We start from the raw sequence: 23,566 nt of genomic DNA, 5'->3' as shown, positions 1-23,566 counted from the left end.
GTTGTAATCTTACCAGAGAAACAAGTTCAGTCGTCATATTATGGTTTCGCGATTCAAGGCTGCAGCCTGGAAGTGGATGTGGCTCATCTTAGTAAACTGGCAATGCAACTTTTCGACTCAGCCATCTTGAGACTGGCGGCATAGGGTTCAGTTGCATTATATAATTTTCTCAAGGGTAAGATGGCAACAACCTGGGCAATCGGCGACGTGCATGGACAAGCAGAACTGCTCAAGACACTGCTCGATTACCTCCCCCTGCACAGGGAGGACACAATCATATTCATGGGCGACCTAATTGATCGCGGGCCAGATTCTGCTGGGGTTCTTGCGCTGGTTCACCAGTTGCAGCGTACGCACAAGGTTATCTACCTGCGAGGCAACCACGAGGCAATGGCCCTGAAGGCCCGCAACAATCGTTCTGCGATTGCCCATTGGATAGATTGCGGTGGAGACGCCACTCTGGAGTCTTATCGGGCGAATACCTTTGACGATATTCCTGAAGCTGATTGGGCACTCCTGCAATCCAGCCATCTCTACCATGAGACTGAACGGGATATTTATGTTCATGCTAATCTAGACCCAGATATACCCATGGCATCCCAGTCCGAATCAGACCTACTCTGGCGGTTTCTGGAAGATCCGCCCATTCACCAATCAGGCAAGTTTGTCATATGTGGACACACAGAACAAAGCAGTGGATTGCCCAGGTTTTGGGGGAGCGGCATCTGCATTGATACACTCGGCACGAATGGACGAGGATGGTTGAGTGCAGTCAATGCCCAGCGGCGCGCTTTCTGGCAGGTCAATGATCAGAATTCAAGACGGTGCGATACGTTTGAGGCATTATCTCAATAAGATTGCAGGAAGCCTGAAGGATTACCCTTCAAGGGCTTATTATCAAATTACCCAGTATCCTGCTCCATGATTGCCGCTGGCCCGAGCTGGAAGAATTTCTCGTAATCCTTCGGGTGGTCAAGCTTACCCTTGTAGTGTTTGTAGTAGACCGCTTCGCTGTTACCCATCTGCGAGGTGACATAATCCAATTTTTTCCCACAGTGGTAGTATAAATTCGTTCCGTAGGTGTGGCGAAATACGTCCACACTCTTACCCGATAGTAGTGGCCGGCGTGACTGGAGGAACGCTTCCTCATCGGCCGAAATCGGCTTCTGTTGGTCGACAAGCCGTCGAATCCGCACATAGCGCTCGCCCTCATCTTTTGGCAATAAACTAAGCGCCCGAAAATTGGAGTATCGGATATTCCGGCCTTCAGGGTTGTGGTCGTAGCAAATTGGCCAACCTTCACGGTGGATCAATTTGAGCCATTCGACGGCCACCGGTTGAAGATCAACAGACCGTTGGTCCATTTGTTTGCCGAAGCCATCAACATTGAGAACGCCTTCCTCAAGCTTGATGTAAGATTCCCAAACATCTGGCAACTTTGCCAGGTCGTAAATCTCGCTGGGTCGCATGCCCACCAGCATTGCCAGGACGGCATAGCCTAAAATGCCATGCTTCCGAGCCTGGTAAGCCAACTTAAGTGCGTCTTTGGCTTCGGGATATTGAAGAATACGAACAAGCCTTACCTTTCCCTTTCTAGACGATTTCAACACATGTTTTTCTTTATAGATAAAGTGATGCTTCGCAGCATCTGCAGGATTCTCGTTGAGGAATCGGTGTTTGTCCTTGGGATCAGAAAAGCGCCTGAAAAACTGGCTCACGTAATTTAAGTAGTTCCCCCGGGTATTGCCACTGACTTCACGTGACTTGACGAAATCAATGATGTGCTGACTGGTCACTTCACCGATTCTTATCTTCTGATCGACCGCCAACATGTATTTTTGGAACGGTCGCAGGTGACGATGCACCGTGTTGATCGTATTCACGGAATAGGTGCATTGGGGATCCTTATGATCATAGTTTGCCAAAAAGATTTGCAGACACATCTCCAGGGAGGGTGAAGCATCAATTGGCTTACAGGCGCTGACATACTCAGTAACTGCCTTGATAATGTCCTGCTGCTTCTTCGGGAGCTGTTCCAGAAGGCCAAATGCTGTCTTAGCCTGCTCAAGCTGTTTCGGGCTCAATATCTTTTGTTGCCGTTCGGCACGGCTGAGGTTATACTCTTTCTCGTGCTTTTGAATCAATTCCTTCTTGAAGGTAAGCGCCGCTGCCCGCTGTTCAGGCAAGGAACCCTCTTTTCCGTCCTTAATCAGCGATTGCCGGAATGATCTGCGGCGCGTAACGATCTTCCCCGCTTCATCAAATTCCTCGAACTCACAGACCCACTGATTCGTGGTCTCGTTCTTGAAGACTGAGGGCTCACGTAGAGCCTTGCGCTTGGGTTTTAGTGGCATTTGAGCGCTATTCTGCACTGAATGCTACTGAATGGCAAGCCGGAACCCGCTTAAATAGATGGCGGAGAGCAGGAGCGTGGATTACGAACCTCTATAACGAAATCGTTTAATGTTGGAGTAATTTCAGACGATTGGCAAGCAGGCGTAGCCATTGTTACCCCATTTAGCTTTGGCCTAGATCTCCTGAATGACACCAATGCATCAACAACATACTCCATCGATACCTCGAAGCACATCCTCTTCACGGCAATCAGGTGGAAAAAGCAAATAGTTGATAGTAAATATGTTAGCAGCTCAACTATTGCCAGAGAAACTGGCCTTAGTTCTGGCCGTGTGAGGCAGATCACACGCCTAGCGAACCTCAGGCAGGAAGTCATTGATAAGATTCTGAAAATAGAACCAAGTAAGGCGAAATCCGCCTTTCCAGAGACTTTAATTCGGAAGCTTTCACAGCTTCCTGCTATGGAACAAATCAGGTCTATTGATTCAATTCTACAATCCCCGACACTAACAAAACGTGGATAATGGCTGCAAATATCGCGGCAATTGCGTCAAGTTGAGAAATTTGAGCGTAAATCGAGCCAGCAGATACGCGAATACCCATCGGTGGTAAATTATAGTTGAGGCTCAAACCTAGAACTTGCGATAGGTGTGTATATAAAACATGAATTATTATTCCGCTAATACAAAAGCTGACATTATGCGGCGTATTTGGTGAGTGGGTGCCGGAAGCACGATGCGACCTTATGTGGTTGGATTGAGAGCATGAACATAGCGACCTTGACGTTTGCTTTTAGTGTAATTTCATCGTGTGCTGGTCCGGCCTTGAAGGTCTCATGCTTGAGTGTCTGATTGAGGTATTCGTCTGGGTTCATTTCGGGGCTGTAACTGGGCAAGAATAACAATTCGATGCACTCCTTGTGCTTCACGAGCCACTGCTTGACGCGTTTGCTGTGGTGGACGCGGAGGTTGTCCACAATGAGGAATATTTTGCGTTTTCGATGCTTGATGAGCCGCTTGAGAAAGTCGATGAAGGTCTCGGCATTGAGCGCCTTCTTCAGGGCCATCCACCGCATTTTTCCCTGATTGTTGATAGCGCTGATAACGCTGGCGTGGAAGCGCTTGGCACTCTGGCGCACTACCGGCGTTTGCCCTTTAGGCGCGTAGCTACGGCGCGTGTGGCCTTCGGTTTTACCGAGGTCTCGTCGCCCCAATAAATCACCGCGCCCTCGGCAGCAGCGCGGGCCTTGACTTGAGGGCAGGTCTCATCGAGCCACTGTTTGACTTCAGCCGGACGCTGCTCGTAGGCGCGCTTGACCGGTCGTTGCGACGTAAAGCCCCAGCGCTTCAAAACCACGCTCATACTTTGCAGCGCAAAGTCTACTCCGCAGCACTCTTTGATCAGTTGACGAACCGCTTCCCGCGTCCACAGCGCGAAGGAGAGTTTGAGCTGGTCGGGCATCTGGTCCGTAATCAGACGCTGAACTTCGACCTTCTGCTCCGCCGTAAGCTTGCGCGAAGCCCCTTTGGGCACTCCGCGCTTGCGCTTCTTCAATGCCGCCCAGTCGCCCTCCTGATAACGACTCCACCACTCAGAAACATGCTGCCGAGAAACATCCAACCGCTCAGCAACAGCGACATGCGTATAGCCAGACTTCAACAATTTAACCGCTTGGCGTCGCACCTCCTCCTGTGCCTGCTGCCCTAACATCCGAGCATCCCGTTTTTCCATGCACCAAAGCATGAAGTATGCGCTAGGAAATGTCATCTATATTTTCAGCGGGTTAATAAGCACACAAGCATTGTACTTCGGTGATAGCGATAAAGGCACTAGGGCCAACGGACATTCAGCTTAGCCATAGGATTGAGCATGCGAGGTATATGAAGGCCAAGTAGTTTGCGTCGTTGCGGTCAAAGCGTGTGGCGATTCTTCTGTTTTGCTTTAGTTTACCGAAGAGGCGCTCGATGCGGTTACGCTCTTTGTATCGCTTCTTATCGTGAGGGATTTGGACTTTTCTGTTTCGGCGAGTTGGGATGACCGCGATCATTTTAGCCTTCGTAATGAAGGTGCGGATATCATCGGAGTCATAGCCTTTATCGGCGATCACGCCTTTGGCTTGTTGCCCTTCGAGCAAGGTTTGAGCTTGCGTGCAGTCATTGCGATTGCCGCCGGTTAGCTTGATTTTAAGCGGCCTGCCGAGCGCGTCGCAGAGCATGTGCACCTTGGTGGTCAGTCCTCCGCGGGATCGCCCCAGAGCCTGATGGGCCGCCCCCTTTTTCCCGTCGTAGCGTTTTCGTGGGCCTTCACGAGGGTCGAGTCGATCATCACGTAATCGTTTTTGGGGTCTTTAAGTAATCGATCAAAAACCTGCTCCCAGACTCCTTTCTTGGCCCATCGACTGAAACACTTGTAGGTGGTTTCGTAGTTGCCGTAGCGCGCTGGCATGTCTCGCCAAAAGGCGCTGCTGCGCAGCACCCACATCACACCGTTTAGGAAGCGATGGTTGTCTGCGGTTGTTCGCCCAGGATTGCTAGCCTTACCTGGCAGCAGGTCCTTGATTAAGTCGTATTGTTCATTGCTCAGTTCTTATCGATTGGCCATCAAGACTTTAAGGCAAATAATCGAAAGTATGTACAGCCTAAAATGAAGACGGTTGAATGTCCGTTAGCCCTAATATTTTGGACGTGTCCAACTTGAATTAAATTTACCTTTTGGAATCAATATTGTGGAATGCAAACCATCCTCATTATGAAAATAAATAGTATACTCCAAATCAGCCTAACAGGCATATTGCTTGCGAGCACCACCTCGGCTCAACTCATCATCTCAGATGATTTCAATATAGACGATACCTCAGATATCAACGCCAGTCTCAACACGCGTCAGGCTGGCACCCAAGCAGGCACCTCATGGATCACCAACTCAAATGGGATTTACGGAATAATCAACGGAAGGTTGGATGCTGAAGTAACTAGTCCGGTAGATTCAGGTGCATCTCTAGATTATGATTTTGCTACTAACTCCGATATTATAGCTGCAAAAGGTTTTACGGTTAGTTTCGATATGACACCAACAGATGGAAGCTATTCGGCATTCAGCATAGGTGCATCATCGCCTATTGCAACCCGCCCAGTCATCAGCAGCAATACAGATATTGGACTCCTGATGGAGGACGATGGTCGACTGGCGATCTTCGCCAACGGAACAAATGTTAGCGATCAAAATGGCGCGATCACTTGGACAGGTGGAGGCTCACTTGATTTCGTGGAGTTAACAATACTAACAGAAAATTTCAACGCCAGTACGAGCTTCACAATATCTATGACAGTTGCAGGCAGCACTATTGACTTAGACCCTGATACCCCATCAACAAGTTTGACCAGCACTTGGGATGGCGGCAAGAATTATCTAGTTTTTTCAAACCGCGGTGTAAGTTCGAGTATCTCAGATAATTTCGACAATTTCAACGTATCGACCGTTGCAATCCCAGAACCTAAATTATATTCTATATTCATAGGCCTAAGCATAATGCTCACAGCACTAAACTCCAGGCGTCGTATCAAAATTTAAAAACATTTCTTGAGATTCGCTAACATGACATTCAGTTTCGTTTTTTATGAAAAAGCCTGGTTGGCCCCCTTAAGTTAATCCAGTCTTGATGGGTATCTTCCTTGGATTGTTTTGGGGTTGTGTTTAGGCCCAGGCGGAGGGAGTTCGTAGGACGACCGTAGCCGTGGCCTTGTTGAGTGAGAGTTTTGGCAAAGTCGCTTGGGCAGAGCACGCCCAGAGAGCGATGCGGTCGGACGTGATTGTAATACTCGCGCCAGTCGGCGAAGACGACGCGAGATTCGCTGAGTGTGTAAAGCAGCTCGCGGTCGAGGCACTCGGTACGGAAGCGTGAGTTGAAGGACTCGGCATAGCCCTTTTGCCAGGGACAGCCGGGGTCGATGTAGAGTGTTTTGATGTCGTTTTCGGCGAGCCAGTTCTGGATGGCCTTGGCGATAAACTCCGGTCCGTTATCAGAGCGAATATACTGCGGCACCCCATGTTCAGAGATGGAGTCCTGCAGGACCTCCAGGACATCGGCGGCGCGGATGGCTCGGTACGCGTGGATGCAGTGACACTCCCGTGTAAACTCGTCGATGAGACTTAAGTAGCGCAACTTACCGCTACGCTGGGTGTAGTCGGATACGAAGTCCCAAGCCCAGACGTGGTTGCGGTGCATCGCCTACTGTGGCAGCCCCGTTGACAGGCACTAGCGGCGCAGACGCGGTCTCGGAAGCGGCACTTGCAAGCCTTCCTCCCGTCGCATCCGTTGCACGAGCTACTTGTTTACATGGAGGCCTTGAGTACGCAGCAGCCCGGCGACCTTCTTGTAGCCCAACGTCGGATGCTCACGTGACACCTTGACGATCTGCGCTTCTAGCAATCGTTGCTTCGAGGTCAGGGGCTTCGCTTGATACCTGAGGCTGGAACGACTAAAGCCCAGCCAGCGGCTGATAGCCCGCCCGGAGCGGTGGCGTTCTCCTTCTCAAGGTCCCGCAAACGCTGCGCCTCCTTTAGGTCCATGCCGCCGTACTTGTCGCGCCAACGGTAAAACGTCTGCTAGCTGATACCGTGCTTGCGACATAGCTCTTCGGCGCTCAGCCCTGTGTCGACCACACGCAATATGCCGATGATTTGTTCGGTCGTGCGTCTGCTCTTCTTCATTTGATTCTCCTGTCTTGCAGGAAAATCACTCCATCAGCAATGGATCACCTAATGGGGGTCCAACCAAGTCGCTTATTTTTAATCAATAAGCGGCTTTATACATTTTCCTTTCATTTCATAAAAATTAAAATTTAACTCTAACAAATAAGAAAACTAACATGTAATTGAAGGAAGCGTGCTGCCTTCATGCCAGCCGCAGTCTACAGTCAAGCGAAGGGGGGCCATTGGCAGGCCAGTCACGTCTCTCTCTATCATACTAGCTATCCGCTCGACTGCCTTCTCTCCCAAACCTCTATGAGGCTGCTGCACAGCAGATATAAAATTAGTATCAGGGCAACTATCAAGTGCAACAAATCCAAAATCCCCCGGAATTCGATACCCATATTCCATCAATGCGCGATATACAATGTCGTGCCCCACTATTGCACTCCCTCTGCTTTTCGCTATGGCACCTAGTAACCGCTTACATGGGCTATTCCAATCACCAAATAGAATCTGCACTCGCCCCTTTCCATATATCCATTGCTGAACTAGTGTTCCCGACAACCAGCGATGCCCTACTCGCTGATCTGAGACTGTATTGACAGCCAAAACAACCTTGGGATAACCGCGCCCGAATGCCTTATCAACAACATCAAAAGAGGATTGGTATAAGTTAGCAGCAATACGATCAAGCTGAGGGTCTTCTAGCGTATATCCACTTGCCAAGGAATAAAATTCATCCCAATTGAGCTTCATGCTAGCATGCGTGGAATTAGCAGGACCAATTAAAATTCCCCTAATTCCCCGCGTTTTAAGAACTTGATTTAGTCGCCCCTCGGTAAGCTGCTCCGCCTCCCAAGAAATTATATCTAAGTGATAACCCAATTGCTTAGCTTTTGACTTGGCCCCCTCAATTAACAGACGCTCATGTAAACCACGCTTACGAGCTATTAATTCAGACCCTCCAGCAATATATGCCATATTAATAGATCGATTTTTCAATCTACCACCTCTAACTTCATTCATGAAGCGATTGACGACAGGGCTTGCTCTATAACCGTGAATTTTAGCCATTTCTTGAACCATTATACGGGTAGCCTGGCAGATTCGCGGATCATTTTTAAGAGCGTAAGCGACAGTTGACTTGCTCACTCCAATTATCGTGGCCAAATCCCTGATATTCATAGAGCTACGCTGACCTCGAATCGCAGATTTTTCAAGAACATCTAGACACGCAACTATGATTACCACGAAAAATCAAAATGCTTACCTAGCTAAGCATTTTGATTGGCTTTTTGAATCCAGTATTAAAGTCGCCCCTAAAAAACGCCGTATCTGACTGAATATCAGTGACATATTGGTTGGGCCCCCGAAAAGTGATCCATTGCTGATGGAGTGATTTTCCTTCAAACAACACTGGCTCTTTATTTGAGTCCGATTTCCACAGTTAGTACCGGACGAAAATCAGGGTCAGTATGATCTGCGGTCGCAACAGACCAATATCGGTAAGGTAAATGATCAATTTGATCTGAATTTACGCGTAGAAAAACGTAATCTCCACCTTCTGCTCCATCGGCGTATTGCGCATTTAAATATTGTGCTAAGTGAAAGTTACCGTCCGCATTGCTAGAGATTGAACCAATCGATTCCGAATTGACCATTATTGCCTGTTGAATTGGAGTAGAATAATAATCATTTCCAAACGCTCCATTGTAAAAATCTGTAGCTGCAGAAACCACAGGAGATTCACGCCATGGTAAGCCATACAAATCAGCATTACCAATGAATGGCCCGTTTGCTATTGTAATTAAACTAAATCTAATATTCGCATTCGCAATCATTTGACCATCTAATAATTCAGGGAGCTGAAATACATATACAACTGCTCCTTCGGTCGTCCCACTTGATCCCCCTATCCGAGACGATACATTCCCAGACCATGTCTCTGTACCGTCGTCATTAATATGATTATCTGCTTCAGATCCAAGAATTTCAATTGGTGTCAAATATTCGTATGCCCCAATGTCAAAACCAGAACCTTGCGGCCTAGGGGTACCAAGTAAATCAATATTTGAAGCATATAACATATCGGCCTGATCAACAGCGTAGCTAGTTGAAAGTAACTGAAAGTTAAAGTTATCCGGATCTCGGAAATTCTCTATATATTCGCTGGGAAATATGATGTAGTTTGATTCGTCGATAGTTCCTTCATAGAGCGGAAATGAGCAGGCAATGTTATTGGCAACAATATTTCCCTCGGGCGTGACGCCACTGCCTGCAACTCCAATATTAATCCATGGCGAAGCTCCACCTTCCTCTAGATCAACAATAGTATTATTTCTAATTATACATTCAGTTGGGCTACCTAGTGCAATGGCGTGCCACTGATCAATTATGATGAGGTTATTCTCGATCAACCATCCATCGTAATTACCATCAAAGCAGCCAATTCCTTGAAGTGGTCCGTTGAATTGACGATTTGGGTCATCCGTCTGCAAAATGACATTACCACGGATCACAACGCCTTCGACAGTTCCACTGCCTGGACCGTTACCATTATTTCCCCATGACTGAAAAGCATCATCATGATTCCAGTCTACATCGTAGCTATTCATGATGAGATTGTACTGATATGTGCCAAAATCCCCTAAACCGCGCAGTGCGTCACCGGAGAATCCATTTATCTCACAGTATTCAATAAGACAATCGTCTCCATAAACAACAATCCCAAAACGAACATTTCGGATATTACAATTTTGAATGATGCAGTCATTACCACTAATATAGACTCCGCTCTCAGCACTAGCCCAATCTTCAGCAGACCATAACGATGAATCATCTACACTAAAAATCTCGCAGCGATCAATTACACACTCACTTGCAGGTCCTTGCCAACCGTGGGATTCTATGCCTAGTAGATTTGTTTGTCCTGTACCATCATAAACATCTGGAGAAATAGTTAATCCCCTTAACACCCAGTTCTTACCTCCACGCAAACGCCAAGAGCCCAATACTGGAGTCTCATTAGGAGCTGCTTCAATTGTAATAGGAGTTTCATTGTACCATGCCAGAATATCAATTGTTCCATGGTCACCACTCATTAATATAAGTGTATCCCCCGGCTGAACAGGAGCTCCGGGATTGCGAGCGACAAGCGGCGCACCTTCAGAATAGGGGTAACTAGCTGGCTTTTGGGATTCAATTAAAGCACTAGAGAAAACATCCTCCAAAGACCCCCAAGGGTCTTGTTGGCTACCATCACCACTCATGCTTCCACTCACTGGATCAAGGTAGAACGTGGAAGCAAGCAACATTGAGGTAGTACAGTAACATAATAGAATACGAGCAAAAGCTATCATTATTATTTCGATTTAGGGGTTTGAGTTCGAATAATTGACTGGGAGTTACGATGAGAACCATGAAGCACATAAAAAGTATTCACAAGCGAGTTGGAAGTGGACTAGTCCACCGCATTCAACTAATTTATCCAATTAGAAAATATGCTTTTGCACTAATTCCCATAGGGCCTCCGGCCTGAAGACAGCTAATCGCAGCCAATCGCCATGGTTACTTCTACGAGCGTATCTTTGAAGAGTTAAACTGATCGGCCTGCCCCCAAACGCTACTATCATCGCCACCCATTACATAGTTAGTTGCTAAAATATAGTACATGCCTATATATAATAAGCATAATAACCTTCTAAGCGCTAGCGCACTTGGTGATCCTTTGGGATCACTGGAGCTAGACATCTGAGACACAAGACAAGCAGAGAATTCCTACCTTGAGTTCCCTCGTGTTATGCAGGAGTCATAGCTGCTAGCTATATGCCCCCCTTGGGCATTCAAAGGTTCATTCACTCATGTGGCGGGAATCGCCAACCAGTTTAAAGGAAGCCTCGAATTCTCAAGGCTGCTAAAAATTGCCCCCTCCGAGGGGCAATTACGGGTGCCGATTAATTTTCAATGAATCAGCCACCTCTATTAAGCTTCCTTATTATTTTTGACGCTGATGAAATAGTGGATAATGCCAATTGAAGGTAAGCGTCACGCGAAGCGCCTATGACGTGTACTTGACGCAGCTGGATCGTATTCGTCGTAGCGGACATAATACGATGAATATGACGACTTAAGCTTGCTCGGGAGTCTTATCTGAAGGTGCTTGGCGTGACGCTTACAATTGAAGGAAGTTGGACTGGGTTGCATGGTTGGTGTTAGCGAATGCGTTATTAGAACCATGGTAAGGCATCGCATGTTGCCAGCAAACCAAGTAACCAAAGGCGCTCCATGGCTCATCGAAGCCGAAGATCTTAAGCGACCAGCAGTCCAAAACTAAGTCAACGCCCATATTGCGGGCCAAAAGGCCCCGCATGAGCACGAATCCCAAATCCTAATCCCTTGTTTATGAACAATATGAAGTTAAGGGGTAGTGTGTGTCAGGACTCAAGCGTATCGAGCAAGGTCGGTTGACCTGGCCGCTGGGCAGCGATAGCAAGAAGCTCACGATCAAGCCCGCGGCACTGAAGATGTTGATTAACGGGATCGACCTGAAGGACGGCATGCAGAAGGCCTGGCATGAAACTTAATCCGACTTTGCGATGCAAAGTGAGTTGACATTAATGCGCCCATCATTGGCATGGTCGCATGTCCGGCGCCGAGGTCATTCTTGAGGAGAACCAGCAACTAAAGCTGGAAAATAATCTACTCAAGGAGCAGATTGGCTGGCTCAAGCAGCAGCTCTTTGGCTCGGGCAAAAGCGAACGACTGGATGCCGCGCAGTTGCGCCTGCAGCTCAATGCGCTGGAGCGGAAACTGGAAGACTCTGCATCGCAAAGCATTGCTTACGAGCGTCGGGCTCTGAAGGCGGGCAAGCACGAAACACCCGCCGAGCGCTTCAAACTGGGCTTCGGCAGTGGGCATGCCTCCACATCCCAAGCATCACCGCAGTCCTGTCAACTCACTTTTCAAGGCAAAGTTAACTCAACTCTCATACCACGCTATTTGCATGCCGTCCTTTAGATCTGACCTGCTCCCCTGAAACTGAGCCACGCTAGTGTTATGATTTGCTGCCTAGATTGGGTTCCACCAGAAAGGAATTCAATAGATGAAAAAGAACGGCAAACGATTCAAAGAGGAACAGATAATTTATGCACTTCGGCAAGTTGAAGGCGGTCGGAAGATCGCTGATGTCTGCCGAGAGCTTGGCGTAACCGAGCAGAGCTTTCACCGCTGGAAGCGTCAGTATGCTGGGATGGGTGTGAGCGAGCTGCGCCGCCTGAAGAAGCTTGAAGATGAGAACCAGAGTTTGCGCAAGCTGGTTGCTGACTTGAGTTTGGATAAACATATCCTGCAGGAGATCGTGTCAAAAAAGCTCTGAAGCCTGCGCTCAAGGCGGAGTTGATTCACTGGGCATCTGATGCGTATGGGATCAGCGACCGTCGCGGGTGCAGGCTGCTGGAGTTGAACCGCTCGACTTTCGCGTATCGACATGTGGAGCCGCCGGATGAAGGCGCCTTGCGGTTGCGTATTCTTGATTTGGCATCTGTACGCGTGCGCTATGGCTATCGCCGCCTAACGGTTCTGCTCAAGCGTGAGGGCTGGCAAGTTGGCCCCAAGCGGGTTTACCGCATCTACAAGGCTGAAGGACTGGATCTGAAGCGTAAAAAGTGCAAAAAGCGCGGTTCCCGCGTTCGCGCTCCATTAGCTCAGGCGGATGCTTCCGGTCAACGCTGGTCGATGGACTTTATTACGGACCAGCTCAACGATGGCAGGCGTTTTCGCGTGCTGACCGTCGTGGATCAGTATGACCGTACATGCCCAGTGCTCTACGCAGACCGGTCCATCACCGCATCCAAAGTTGCTGATGCCCTGGATCTGGCTGCCCGCACTTCCGGTGCGCTGCCACAAGCAATCACCGTTGACAATGGACCTGAGTTTGCTGGCAAAGTGCTCGATGCCTGGGCTTATGCCAATGAGGTCCAGCTTGATTTTATCCGACCAGGCAAACCTACCGAAAATGGCTATATCGAGTCCTTCAATGGCAAGCTACGCGATGAGCTGTTAAACACTGAGATTTTCTTTTCCCTGTCCGAGGCCAGGGAAAAGCTTGAAGAATATCGCCTCGATTATAATACCTATAGACCACACAGCTTGTAGGTTATACGGCGTTACGCTTTTTCGAGTCCTTCCGAGAATGGGTCAATGAAACTCGTCGGAGGAAGGACTCGAAAAATACCCTTGAATGTTTAAGCATCAAGGGAGCCAGGGCTTGCTACTGCGGTGACGGCCATAGCAGCAAGGCTTCGAATGAGATCCACACACAGCGAGTACGGGCTTTTGCCGAGTACATCAGTGAGCCGGGATCCTTCGAAGCTTCCTGGCTTAATATCAAACAGTTGTCTGAGCCAATAAGCCGTAAGGCTTTTGAGCTCCCCTCTACAAGCCCGATATAAGCCATGAACTCAGTAAATTACATCGCCATTGATATCTCCAAGGATAGTCTGCAAGTCAAAAGCATCTCTGAAACGACGTGCTTACCTTACTCCGAACCTGGGCTTGCTCGTTTACGGGATATCGCCCTGAAATACCATGCTCCATTGGTAGTCTGTGAGGCTACAGGTGGTTACGAACGCACATTATTGGACTTCCTGCATGAACGTTCCATTGCTGTCGCTCTCGTTAATCCAGCACGTGTACGTGCCTTTGCCCGAAGCGAAGGCATCAATGCCAAGACGGATCCTATCGATGCAGAAATACTCCTGAACTATGCGCAGGAAAAGAAGCCGCTGGGAACACCTCCTCCTGCACCAGGCCGAGCCCAATTAACTGCCTGGTTGGACAGACGTAGCCAACTCACCGAGCAACTGGCTCGAGAGAAGAATCGTATGGCCAAGTGTGTTTCCGAGTTGCGTGATGACATCAGAGCCATGGTCGACTACATCGAAACTCGCCTGAAAGCAATCGAGGACCATATACGCAAACTTTTACAGAATCATCCAGAGATGAGCCAACAAGCGCAGTGCATGCAGGCAATCAAAGGTATCGGAGAAACCACGGCTTGGACCATACTCGGTTACCTGGGGGAGGTCGGTTCAATAGGACGCAACCAACTCGTTGCCCTCGCCGGATTGGCACCATTTAATCGTGATAGTGGTTTGCGGCAAGGAAAGCGCTCCATCTATGCTGGGAGAGCCAAGGTCCGAAAGTGCCTCTATATGGCTGCAACCTGCGCTGCAGTTCACAATCCCGTAATCAAAAAGTACGTGGAAGGTCTGCGTAAGCGTGGCAAACCCTATAAATGCGCCATCGTCGCAGCCATGAGAAAGCTGCTCATCCACATACAGTCGGTAATAAAAACACAGCAATTAACACTTGCATGAAAACACAGTTGCTCGCTGGGCTATCGGCCTCCGGCCGAATACGCCCAGCAAGCTGCATCCAAGACAACAACAACCCAATCGAAGCGGAAAACCCTAGCACTGCCTATGGCATGAAGATTGGGAGCGGGTCACTAAAGCGCCAAACTAACGATTCAAGCGGACTCAATTACGTAAGCTCGACCAATGGACGAGCTTTTGTCTAAGTTGTTTGGCGCAAACTGGGAATTCTTTAGCGGCGCCGACGCTGCAGTACGAAACCCAAAGTCAACAGGCCAAACAACGCAGTGTAAATCGACGGCTCTGGCACAGTGGTAAGTGTCAAGTTCGGACGAACGCTGATGTCAGTAGAATTGCCCGAGGCAATGAAAAGCGCGTTATTCGTGCCATCGTCTAGATTCAAGCGGAGGAATGCGTAGTCACCAGCGACAGCGCCTGAATCGTAGAGTGACTGTATCCAGGAGGCGATGTTCGCGCCGCCTGGGATGTCGGAGCTAATTGTCGAGGGCCAGCCGCTCCCATTATCATTCGTCGTAATTTCAAAAACATCCTGCTGGAGCTCTGTGCCATTGCCGGGATTATCGCCAAAGCCATAATCAGATATCTGCACGGTAGACGCCGAATTATAGCGCAGGCCATATAAGTCAATTCCCTTGGGCAGTGTCCCCGATCCACCGAGTGCCAGATAACTACCGCCAGTAATGGTGAACTCCAAAGTAGCGTCGGCGAGCGTTTCGCCGGCCAGGTCCGGGAGTTCAAAAACTAGGATCGACGCACCATCCAAATTGTTAAAGGCAGAGTTGTTGTCACCGTTCAGCAAAAGTCCGCCGTTAACATCACCAATGACTGGCTCGTCCGAAGAATTGAGGCCTATATAGGTGTCCGCTGTATCCGAGATAAGTGTGAAGACCGTGGCGGAGGCCGAAAAGCTGGACAATGCCAAGGTGAGTGTAAACAATGTTGATGGTAATTTCATAAGTCTTAGAGGTGTTTGTTAAGTGTGAATTGGGATTGTTCGCCGTAATAATAGGCAAAACAGGATTCAGTATGTAGGCAGCGAAATTTAAAACAATATCCTCCACGTTGGACTAGTCCACTTGGCTTGCCTGTGACAGTCTATTAGAACAATATCCTATGAATATTCGAGAACTTGCCCGTTTGGCGGGTGTCAGCAAAACCACGGCAGCTTATGCCGTGAAGAACGACCAACGCATCAGCGAGTCAGTACGGCAACGGATTCAGGCGCTGGCAAAGGTAAACGGCTACAACCCGAATCCGCTGGTTAAGGCTTATATGCAGGAAATGCGCAAAGGTAAGGTGGAGAAATCTCGCCAGTATTCGCTATGCTACCTGTCCAGTCTCGATCCAATTAGCGGCAAGCCAAGGCACGTCAAATATCTTTTCGAGCAAGACATCATTGCGGGCGCATCGTTCGAAGCGGAAAAGCTTGGCTATCCGTTTGAGGTCATCATATGCGATCCCGGGCAGATGAGCCGAGCACGCCTTAGCCAGATCATTTTCTCCCGCGGCATTCGAGGCCTCCTCATCGGGCCCAGTGGACAAGCATATACCAAACTAGATCTCGATTGGTCTTCTGTCGCAGCCATTGCCTACGGCCATAGTGTGGTGAAACCAGAATTGAGCCGATTCAACTCCAATTATCAGAAAGCAATATTGGACTTCGCGGACCGCGCTTTCGCTCGTAAATATCAAACCATTATCTTTGCCTTTGAGCAAGACACTGACAAGCGGGCTGAACGGCGTTGGCTTAGTGCCGCTAGCGCTCTGCAGGCGATTCATGGCCGGCAAAAGATAAAATTCAAAGTCGATGATTATCGCAACCTTCCTGGCTACATCCTTGGCCAACTATCAAAATCCAAGGCGCCAGTAATCATGGGGCCCAGCGGCTTATTGGAGGAATTGCGCCAACATGGCGTTCTTATCCCTGAAGATGTTGGATTCGTTGCCAATGACGATGAACACCCTAATACTACTACCGCAATTAGCCAGCCCAACTACATCATTGGCAGACTGGCGATCGACCAATTATCCATGCTAGTTGAATGCGGGCGCTGGGGCCCACCTGAAATTCCTTGTACGCAAACCATAGATTGCGGCTGGCATGAAGGCGAGACGCTGCCGAGTCGGTGAGGGCTCGTAATCTTGTCAGTTCTGCAAAACAGCGCTGAATCATACCGCCACATCAATTTGATAAAGACATTTAGGGCACAAGTAAGATCTCGCCGCGATCTGGAACAGCCTGCACCAAGGCGTATGGATTGCCTTCGTGCTTGAGGTAGGACACCTCGATAGGCTTGCCGTTCTGGGTTGCGGTGACGGCAGACCAGCTATCAGGCAAGCGAACCTTCACGGTGAGCGGCATATCGAAGATGTCGTCCTTCATTCGGTCTATGAGCGTTATGCTGATTTGGTCCGTGTTGGACGAAATTACCTTTAGAGTGGCGCTGTCGCGTTCTTGGCCATACTTGGCGACGGCAGGGAAGGTGTCGATCCAGATACGATCCTTGTAGGAGGCTAAGTTGCGCACATCTGCAAAAACCCGTTCGCGAGATGCCGCCTTTTCTTCAGCAGTCCCGCCACTAGAAATATAGTGATAGAGGGGGGCTATCCAACCACGCATGTTTTCCTTATTCCTCATGTTTAGCCATCTCGGTTCATTTTCGGTCTGACCAGTCAGCAGAACATCGATATAGGCCTGTCGAAGTCCACCTTTTGTGGTATATATATAGTTGATACGATTGGCTTCGTTGATCTTCCCGCTCGTTCCCCGAGCCGCGATGAAATACTGGGCGGCGATCTCGGCATTACCCGCACCATACGGGTAGGCGATGGTCAGGCAGCGGCTATTCATCATTTCATTATTCAGCAGATATTGGGAAGCACCGTAGCCCTCGCGTATTTCCTCTTCAGTCAAAAGGGGCTCGAAGCGTTTTTCTTCTTTGATCCACTTGTTTGCCGCCCTGTGGTCGGTTGTATGGCTTTCGACCGCGTGGCCTGCATCGACGAGTTTCTGCCAGTCCTCCCAAGTGCCGTTGAAACTCAGATTCCCCCGATTCTCGCCGCCGGTAATCATGAACCAGGTGATCTTGATGCCAAGCTCATCACAGAGTTCGAGCCAGTATTTGTGGTCGGGCTTACAGTTATCGTCGATCGTGATACTTGCGGCCGCAAATTTATCGTCTTTCCAGAGGCAGATATCCGCCTCGCCTGGGGTTTCGGGCCAGATGAGGTTCTGGGGCACTTCGAAGCGAACGCCTTCGGGAGCTCCCAGAGTCATCAATTGATTCGGATCACTGGGCACATATGGTTTGGTTTGAGGCAGGCCAGTTGAGATGGGTTCTTCTGCTTCGACGGAAAGGCAGAGACACAAAAGCAATGCTACTGAAAGTTTGGAATCAAAATTGGGGAATTTCATAAATCCGTTTGTTTTTGAATGTTTCTTTTAATAAAGTGCGACGGCTTTTCGGCCACCAGGATTCTTTTTGGCAAAAGCGCCCCGGTTTGGAGCTGTTGTGTCGTAGGGTATCCCATCCATGTCGGCAGGCACGCCGGGAGGCAGGATTCCATTGCCGTAGGCGGGGGAGTCCGGAGCTTGACGGTAATCGTCTTTTTCGACATCAGCAAATATCATCTCGCCCGTCGTCGCGTGAACGCCGAGCAGCTTTCTCATCGAGAAAACCTTCTGGGATGAATGGCAGGCGTCGATAAAGAAGCCTTCTTTTTCCGGAACCTTCGAAGCGAGTGCGGTGTAAGCTCCGTTCTTTACGTAGATTTGATCCATACTGTCGGCTCCTCGAAAATTGAAAATCTGGTCCACCATGGTGATGTTCCAAAACAATACATGGGTCATTCCACCGACTTGGCTGAAGTAAGGTTTATCGACCGGATCCTTCTCGATCAGAATATTGACGAAAGCAACATCGCTAGTGTTCCCGCCTCCGAAGAAACCCTGGCTGCTCATGTCGTAAGCACTCACATTGTAGATGATGACGTTCTCAATCGCTTGATTTGGGTTGTAGAATTGAATGAAGTCCGGGTGCGCCTGGCTGTCTTCACGATTGATATCGACAATCTTAATATTGATCGCAGTCAGGTTGCTGGCTCCGCGAAAAACGTCGCCCAGAATGTGCAGATATTCGCAGTTGCGCTGGAAGTTGATCTGCACATTGGCTACGTCACGCACTATGCTGTCGGTGAGATATACGATTTTACCCCCATGTGGATTGGCAAAATCGGTTCCCGCACAACGTCCTTGCTTATCGCTGATGTCCACCCCATCAAACCAGACGTGCTGGCCATTGTTGATATAGAAAATGTAGCCTGGACCCGGATTGCGGTCGCAGTAGAGACTCAGGTTCTGCCAGCGTATTTTATTGGCGGCATAACGCGCCGTGCTGCTCTCGGGGACCTTGCCTGCCGTCAGCACGGTGACATCTTCACGACTGAGTCCTGGAGCGGCACTAATGGTCGTCCAGTAGTCGCCATTAAAGCCCCACATGCCCTGCAACTTGTAGTCGCCGGCCTTAAGATATACCGTACCGCCACTTTGAGTAGACTCGACCGCTTTCTTGATACTGGCAAAGGGACTGGCCTCCGAGCCGTTGCCGGTCTCGTCGCTACCCTTGGCGGCGTCGGCCCAGACCGGTTCGCTATAATTCAGTGAGCCTTGGCTGTTGGCGTAGAGGGTGATCGTTTCCAAGTCGCGTGCTTCGTGGCCGTGGTCGTCGGGTATCGCTGTTGCGGATACACGCAATGGGCCATCCGGATATTTAGCCGGATCGATCTCGATCCAGTATTCCCAGACATTCGTGCGCGGATTCAAAGTAGGTTCTTCGATCAGCGCGGTAGCTTCCCCATTGATATGAAACTGCACATTGACACCGCTCTCATGAAAGGCGACGACACCGGCCTTGAAGGGTTCGCTAATACGTTGGTAGGGGACGACATCCCAATTGGCAATGGCCTGGGTCGCCTGTGCAGCTGTTATGGCAGCGAGTATTGCTAGAGAGCAAAAAAGGCAGCTTGATATTCTGAACATGGATTAATCATGTCTAAGTCGAAGGTAGACCACCAAGCTTTCCTTCTTGGACTAGTCCAAGACTTTTATGAATTTCCGATTGTAGGTAAACTCTCGCTAGTTGGCGGTAATGACACTGACTACACGCAAGCCTAAGCCTTGCTCGAAGGACAACAAGCTTAAGTCGTGATCGCAAATAACGGTTGTGACTCCGATGGTATCCGCACATGCATCACAAAGGCTTCAATGATCGCCTTAGTTCTAATTCGCCGAATCTGAATAGTAAAATTCCCACATTATAAAAGCCGCGATGAAGCTTGTGTTGCCATAGATCGACATCGTAAGCAACACACTGATAGTCAAACTGTGCTCCGACCGGGGAGTGTCCTAAATGAAAAGCAGGTTGGCGTTTTGGCGACACGTCTGCAAATGGGCCTTTTTATGATGACATCATATGAGAAGCGTATTTGGGATAGGATTGAGAGGGAGCATGAGTATACCCACCATGTCGCCTGACGCCCAGTAGCTTAAATCATCAAGGACCAGGTAATCTGGGAGCGGGGAGTTGAAGAGTTATAACTAACTGCCAATTCTCATGTACAGGTTTGCAATGGTTGGGTAGTTGTTCCCCCCCCCATGCGTGATCCATTGCGATTTAAGGCCGCTTAGTGAACTTCACTCGAGCTGACGATACTGCCTGGGCGACATCCCGGTGTGTTGTTTGAACAGACGGCTAAAGTAATTACTATCTGAAAAACCACAGTGGAATGCAATGTCCGTCATCGTATCAGCTCGAGCCTCTTTAAGGAGGATTTCAGCTAACTGTATGCGCTTTTTCAATACATAGGCCGTAGGCGATTGATCCGTTGCCTTTTTGAAATAGCGCAAGAGCGATCGCTTGGACATGCCAGCATCCAGAGCCATGTCCGTAACCGTGTAGGGGACATGGGGATATTTGTCGATGCGAGTGAGCACCTCACCCAATCGCCGATCAAGATTGGACGGTGACTGCTCCGACCGGCCATAGCAGCGGGCTAACATGCCCAACAATATCTGAAGTCGGCAGCGAGCAAGATAGTCTGACTCGATGCCGCCTAAGTTCAGTTCGGTCTCAATACCATTGATACAGTCAACAGACGCACGAAGATCTGATTCTCCCAAGCGGAAATGTCCAGTGTATTCCCGCTGTTCCCAACGTGTGAACTCAAAGGTAAAGAGCGGGTGAAAGCCGTCTAATGCACCAATACGTAGTGTCGACTCGCGGAGCAGATCTTCAGCAAACATGATATTGATCAGACTTAGCTTGCGGGTTTGCTCATAGAAGTGGCTCCGCTGTCCACGTATGACGAGTACATCCCCCCGGCCGATATTATGCCGATATTGCCCCGTTACGTGAACCCCCTTTCCTCCGATGACCAGCGCGATCTCAACAAACTCATGTTCATGTTCCGGTATCGTATTTTGGTCAGGCATTCGGAAGATGCCAATCGCTGCATTTCGACTGTAGTAGGTGTCGGCTTTGAGAACGGGCTGATTTGACATGGCGTAAAAATGCTAAAGTTTGACGCAAAATTCAAGGATTCTATCACTTGGATCGTGTACACTATGTGCCATGAAAACCCTACTTGAAGCAACCTCCTGGATATCCAGCCAAGCAGCACCGCAAAATGATATGCCAAGCCCGGCAACTTATTTTCGGAAAAGTTTTATTATCAAAAATATGCCAAGCTCAGCTTATTTGGTCATTACCGCTCTGGGATTATATGACGCAGAAATTAATGCTGCCACAGTTGGCGATCAAGTCTTCGCGCCTGGTTGGACCTGCTACGAGAAACGCGTTCCCTTCCAGCGATATGACGTCCTCGCGTTGCTAAGCGTGGGAGAGAACGTTATCGGCGTCACCCTAGGTGATGGATGGTATTGTGGGCATGTTGCTTGGATGGGACGTGGGATCTACGGTCCTCAAAGCTGCCTCCGTGCTGCACTGGTCATCGATAATGCTGACGGAAGCCAAGAAGTCATTTCTACTGACGCCACATGGAAAGAAAACACTGGCCCAATCGTGGGCAATGACCTCCTCATGGGCGAAATCTTTGATGCGCGCAAGGCACTCGTAGGCTGGTCGCAATCCGGCTACAATGATTCGGGTTGGCAGTCTGCAAAGAAGGCGTCACCAGTATTGGAACCTGAGCTTTGCGAACCTCTCGTGCAACCTGTTCGACGGATACAGACGATGCCCGCTCAGAATGCGTGGGACCTGTACGCCGATGGTCGTCGCTATCGGATTTTTGACTTCGGACAGAATTTCGCTGGTCGGATCAAACTGCACATCTTAGCGGCGAAAGGCACCCAGTTGCGCTTTCGCTACGGTGAAATGGTAACTCAGGAGAAAACTTTATATACCGAGAATCTGCGTACCGCTAAATCCACCGATTACTACATATGTAATGGTAATGGCTCGGAGACTTGGGAGCCTAAGTTCACTTTTCATGGGTTCCGATATGTTGAAGTCGACATAACCGAACTTAACGTATCAGACAGTTTCGAAATAACCGGCGTCGTATTACACAACGATATGGAGGTTACGGGGCAGTTTGAATGTTCCAATCCACTGCTTAATCAACTGCAGCACAATATTCTCTGGGGGCAGAAAAGTAATTTCTTGGAAGCGCCGACAGATTGTCCACAGCGAGACGAACGCCTTGGCTGGACCGGAGACGCTCAAGTATTTATCCGTACTGCTTGCTTCAACATGGACGTGCAGCGCTTCTTTCACAAATGGATGCAAGACCACCGTGACTCCCAAGGCGAAATTGGCAATATACCACCGGTCGTGCCTCACTTTAACATGTTCAATGAGATCAAGAATGGTGGACCGGCATGGTCCGATGCCACGATCATATGCCCTTGGACAATCTATCTCTGTTACGGCGACAATCAAATCCTAATGGACCACTATGAGAGTATGTGTCGTTACATGAATTATCTCAAGGAGCATGCGAGCAAGGACTGCATTCCATCGCACCCGGACCTAGACTTTTTCCCTGGCTTCGGGGATTGGCTGGCACTGGATGGTGGTGCCACCGTTCAAGGTCTAACCGCATACGATTTAATTGGCACCGCGTTTTATGCCTATGACGCAGAGTTGATGGCCAAGATAGCATCGATCCTCGGGCGCACCGAAGACGCAGACAAATTTCATGCGCTTCGAGCGCAGGTTGTTTCTGCATTTCAGCGGCGATTTGTAACGCCGGATGGACTGCTGGTTTCAGCGACTCAAACAGCCTACGTGCTTGCACTGCATTTCGATCTCCTACCGGAGCATTTGCGTCCTATTGCGGCGCAAGAGCTCGTGCGCAATATCAAAAACAAGGAAATGCACATTGGCACTGGATTTGTCGGCACCCCATACGTTCTGGAGGTGCTCGAAAATGCTGGGTACTTGGATGTTGCATACCAACTTCTGGAACAAGAAAGCTTCCCCTCATGGCTCTTTCCAGTCAAGAATGGTGCTACTACTATCTGGGAGCGCTGGGATGGTTGGACTCCCGAAAAAGGCTTTCAGGACATCAGCATGAATTCTTTCAATCACTACGCTTACGGTGCAGTTGGTGCCTGGATGTATCAAACAGTGGCTGGCCTAGAGCTCGATCCAAATGAGCCCGGATATAGGCATATCATTTTTCGACCAAGACCCGGTGGTTCCATCACATGGGCTAAGGCCTCTCTAAAGACGCCGCAGGGGCTAGTGTCCATCAACTGGCAACTGTCCGAATCAGAGCTCAAACTAGAGATCACGATTCCGGAAGGTTCCCATGCCAGCCTAGAAATACCGGAGGGATTCACCGCCTCCGAAGCTGAATATAGCCCTGGCACATACAGCCTTAGCTTGAAGAAAGCATAAACGGTCAACTCATATTCTTACTCCCGATTCTCGGATATGGGCTTTAGATCACAGAAGAGCATGACACTGTATCCTTCTCCCTCAATACTATGTGACGTGCTCCCAATCATCGGTCCAGCGTGAGTGCTAGATTCTTGCATTTTTTGACCCGCTGCGTTTATCTAAAGCAGAGAACTCCCTTGTCGCCGAACCTTTTTTTTCAGG

The 23,566-nt window shown here is 49.2% G+C and carries 18 protein-coding genes and 2 pseudogenes; 9 read left to right on the top strand and 11 right to left on the bottom strand.

Annotated features, from left to right (window positions below; all coding sequences use genetic code 11):
* Positions 1-180 precede the first annotated feature (180 nt).
* On the top strand, positions 181-855 hold the full coding sequence (locus O3S85_RS04135; protein ID WP_269538029.1) for a metallophosphoesterase family protein: 675 nt from the start codon (positions 181-183) through the stop codon (positions 853-855).
* A gap of 47 nt (positions 856-902) precedes the next feature.
* Here the strand turns inward: O3S85_RS04135 and O3S85_RS04130 are convergent, their stop codons facing one another.
* The 3 genes and pseudogenes from O3S85_RS04130 to O3S85_RS04120 all read right to left on the bottom strand — a co-directional run bounded on the left by O3S85_RS04130 (position 903) and on the right by O3S85_RS04120 (position 4,938).
* Positions 903-2,354 (bottom strand): site-specific integrase, encoded by a 1,452-nt coding sequence (locus O3S85_RS04130; protein ID WP_269538028.1) that lies wholly within the window; start codon positions 2,352-2,354, stop codon positions 903-905.
* Between the two features lie 698 nt (positions 2,355-3,052).
* Positions 3,053-4,065, bottom strand: a pseudogene (locus O3S85_RS04125) (IS630 family transposase).
* A gap of 136 nt (positions 4,066-4,201) precedes the next feature.
* A protein-coding gene (locus O3S85_RS04120) for an IS5 family transposase (RefSeq protein WP_269539057.1) occupies positions 4,202-4,938 on the bottom strand; the annotation gives its coding sequence in 2 pieces (ribosomal slippage) (positions 4,202-4,629 and positions 4,629-4,938; 738 coding nt in all).
* A gap of 147 nt (positions 4,939-5,085) precedes the next feature.
* Here O3S85_RS04120 and O3S85_RS04115 point away from each other — a divergent pair.
* Positions 5,086-5,925 (top strand): hypothetical protein, encoded by an 840-nt coding sequence (locus tag O3S85_RS04115; RefSeq protein ID WP_269538027.1) that lies wholly within the window; start codon positions 5,086-5,088, stop codon positions 5,923-5,925.
* Positions 5,926-5,956: 31 nt separating this feature from the next.
* On the opposite strand, the gene O3S85_RS04110 is transcribed toward O3S85_RS04115, so the two are convergent.
* The 4 genes and pseudogenes from O3S85_RS04110 to O3S85_RS04095 form a co-directional block, all read right to left on the bottom strand.
* Positions 5,957-6,580: an integrase core domain-containing protein gene (locus O3S85_RS04110; RefSeq protein WP_269538026.1), complete on the bottom strand. Its 624-nt coding sequence runs from the start codon at positions 6,578-6,580 to the stop codon at positions 5,957-5,959.
* Between the two features lie 296 nt (positions 6,581-6,876).
* Positions 6,877-7,065 (bottom strand): annotated as a pseudogene (locus tag O3S85_RS21245) (transposase); the annotation flags it as partial.
* A gap of 153 nt (positions 7,066-7,218) precedes the next feature.
* The gene (locus O3S85_RS04100; protein ID WP_269538024.1) at positions 7,219-8,232 is read right to left on the bottom strand and encodes a LacI family DNA-binding transcriptional regulator; all 1,014 of its coding nucleotides are present in this window, start codon (positions 8,230-8,232) and stop codon (positions 7,219-7,221) included.
* A 239-nt stretch (positions 8,233-8,471) separates the two neighbouring features.
* Complete coding sequence (locus O3S85_RS04095; protein ID WP_269538023.1) at positions 8,472-10,361, bottom strand: right-handed parallel beta-helix repeat-containing protein; 1,890 nt, start codon at positions 10,359-10,361, stop codon at positions 8,472-8,474.
* Positions 10,362-11,477: 1,116 nt separating this feature from the next.
* Between O3S85_RS04095 and O3S85_RS04090 the strand changes: the two genes are divergently transcribed.
* The 5 genes from O3S85_RS04090 (at position 11,478) to O3S85_RS04070 (ending at position 14,423) form a co-directional block, all read left to right on the top strand.
* Positions 11,478-11,630 carry a hypothetical protein gene (locus tag O3S85_RS04090; RefSeq protein ID WP_269538021.1) on the top strand — a complete coding sequence of 51 codons (153 nt, stop codon included), beginning with the start codon at positions 11,478-11,480 and terminating at the stop codon, positions 11,628-11,630.
* Between the two features lie 58 nt (positions 11,631-11,688).
* Complete coding sequence (locus O3S85_RS04085; protein ID WP_269538020.1) at positions 11,689-12,063, top strand: transposase; 375 nt, start codon at positions 11,689-11,691, stop codon at positions 12,061-12,063.
* A gap of 85 nt (positions 12,064-12,148) precedes the next feature.
* Positions 12,149-12,421 (top strand): transposase, encoded by a 273-nt coding sequence (locus O3S85_RS04080; RefSeq protein WP_269538019.1) that lies wholly within the window; start codon positions 12,149-12,151, stop codon positions 12,419-12,421.
* Positions 12,422-12,441: 20 nt separating this feature from the next.
* Entirely contained in the window at positions 12,442-13,200 is a 759-nt protein-coding gene (locus O3S85_RS04075) for an IS3 family transposase (RefSeq protein WP_269538018.1), read from the top strand.
* Positions 13,201-13,499: 299 nt separating this feature from the next.
* Entirely contained in the window at positions 13,500-14,423 is a 924-nt protein-coding gene (locus O3S85_RS04070; protein ID WP_269538017.1) for an IS110 family RNA-guided transposase, read from the top strand.
* 229 nt (positions 14,424-14,652) lie between these two features.
* Here O3S85_RS04070 and O3S85_RS04065 read toward each other — a convergent pair whose 3' ends face one another.
* Positions 14,653-15,396, bottom strand: a complete 744-nt coding sequence (locus tag O3S85_RS04065; RefSeq protein ID WP_269538016.1) for a PEP-CTERM sorting domain-containing protein — start codon at positions 15,394-15,396, stop codon at positions 14,653-14,655.
* Between the two features lie 158 nt (positions 15,397-15,554).
* Here O3S85_RS04065 and O3S85_RS04060 point away from each other — a divergent pair, with 158 nt between their 5' ends.
* Positions 15,555-16,571 (top strand): LacI family DNA-binding transcriptional regulator, encoded by a 1,017-nt coding sequence (locus O3S85_RS04060; protein WP_269538015.1) that lies wholly within the window; start codon positions 15,555-15,557, stop codon positions 16,569-16,571.
* Between the two features lie 70 nt (positions 16,572-16,641).
* Here O3S85_RS04060 and O3S85_RS04055 read toward each other — a convergent pair whose 3' ends face one another.
* The 3 genes from O3S85_RS04055 to O3S85_RS04045 form a co-directional block, all read right to left on the bottom strand.
* The gene (locus tag O3S85_RS04055; protein WP_269538014.1) at positions 16,642-17,856 is read right to left on the bottom strand and encodes a polysaccharide deacetylase family protein; all 1,215 of its coding nucleotides are present in this window, start codon (positions 17,854-17,856) and stop codon (positions 16,642-16,644) included.
* A 27-nt stretch (positions 17,857-17,883) separates the two neighbouring features.
* The gene (locus O3S85_RS04050) at positions 17,884-19,479 is read right to left on the bottom strand and encodes a hypothetical protein (RefSeq protein WP_269538013.1); all 1,596 of its coding nucleotides are present in this window, start codon (positions 19,477-19,479) and stop codon (positions 17,884-17,886) included.
* Between the two features lie 654 nt (positions 19,480-20,133).
* Positions 20,134-21,000 (bottom strand): helix-turn-helix domain-containing protein, encoded by an 867-nt coding sequence (locus O3S85_RS04045; RefSeq protein WP_269538011.1) that lies wholly within the window; start codon positions 20,998-21,000, stop codon positions 20,134-20,136.
* Positions 21,001-21,070: 70 nt separating this feature from the next.
* On the opposite strand from O3S85_RS04045, the gene O3S85_RS04040 reads away from it, so the two are divergent.
* The gene (locus O3S85_RS04040) at positions 21,071-23,362 is read left to right on the top strand and encodes an alpha-L-rhamnosidase (RefSeq protein ID WP_269538010.1); all 2,292 of its coding nucleotides are present in this window, start codon (positions 21,071-21,073) and stop codon (positions 23,360-23,362) included.
* Positions 23,363-23,566: the final 204 nt, after the last annotated feature.

Source organism: Cerasicoccus sp. TK19100 (genome assembly GCF_027257155.1).
GTDB lineage: Bacteria > Verrucomicrobiota > Verrucomicrobiia > Opitutales > Cerasicoccaceae > Cerasicoccus > Cerasicoccus fimbriatus.
The sequence above is the reverse complement of the archived record's forward strand: the minus strand, read 5'-3'. Positions and strand labels throughout refer to the sequence as shown.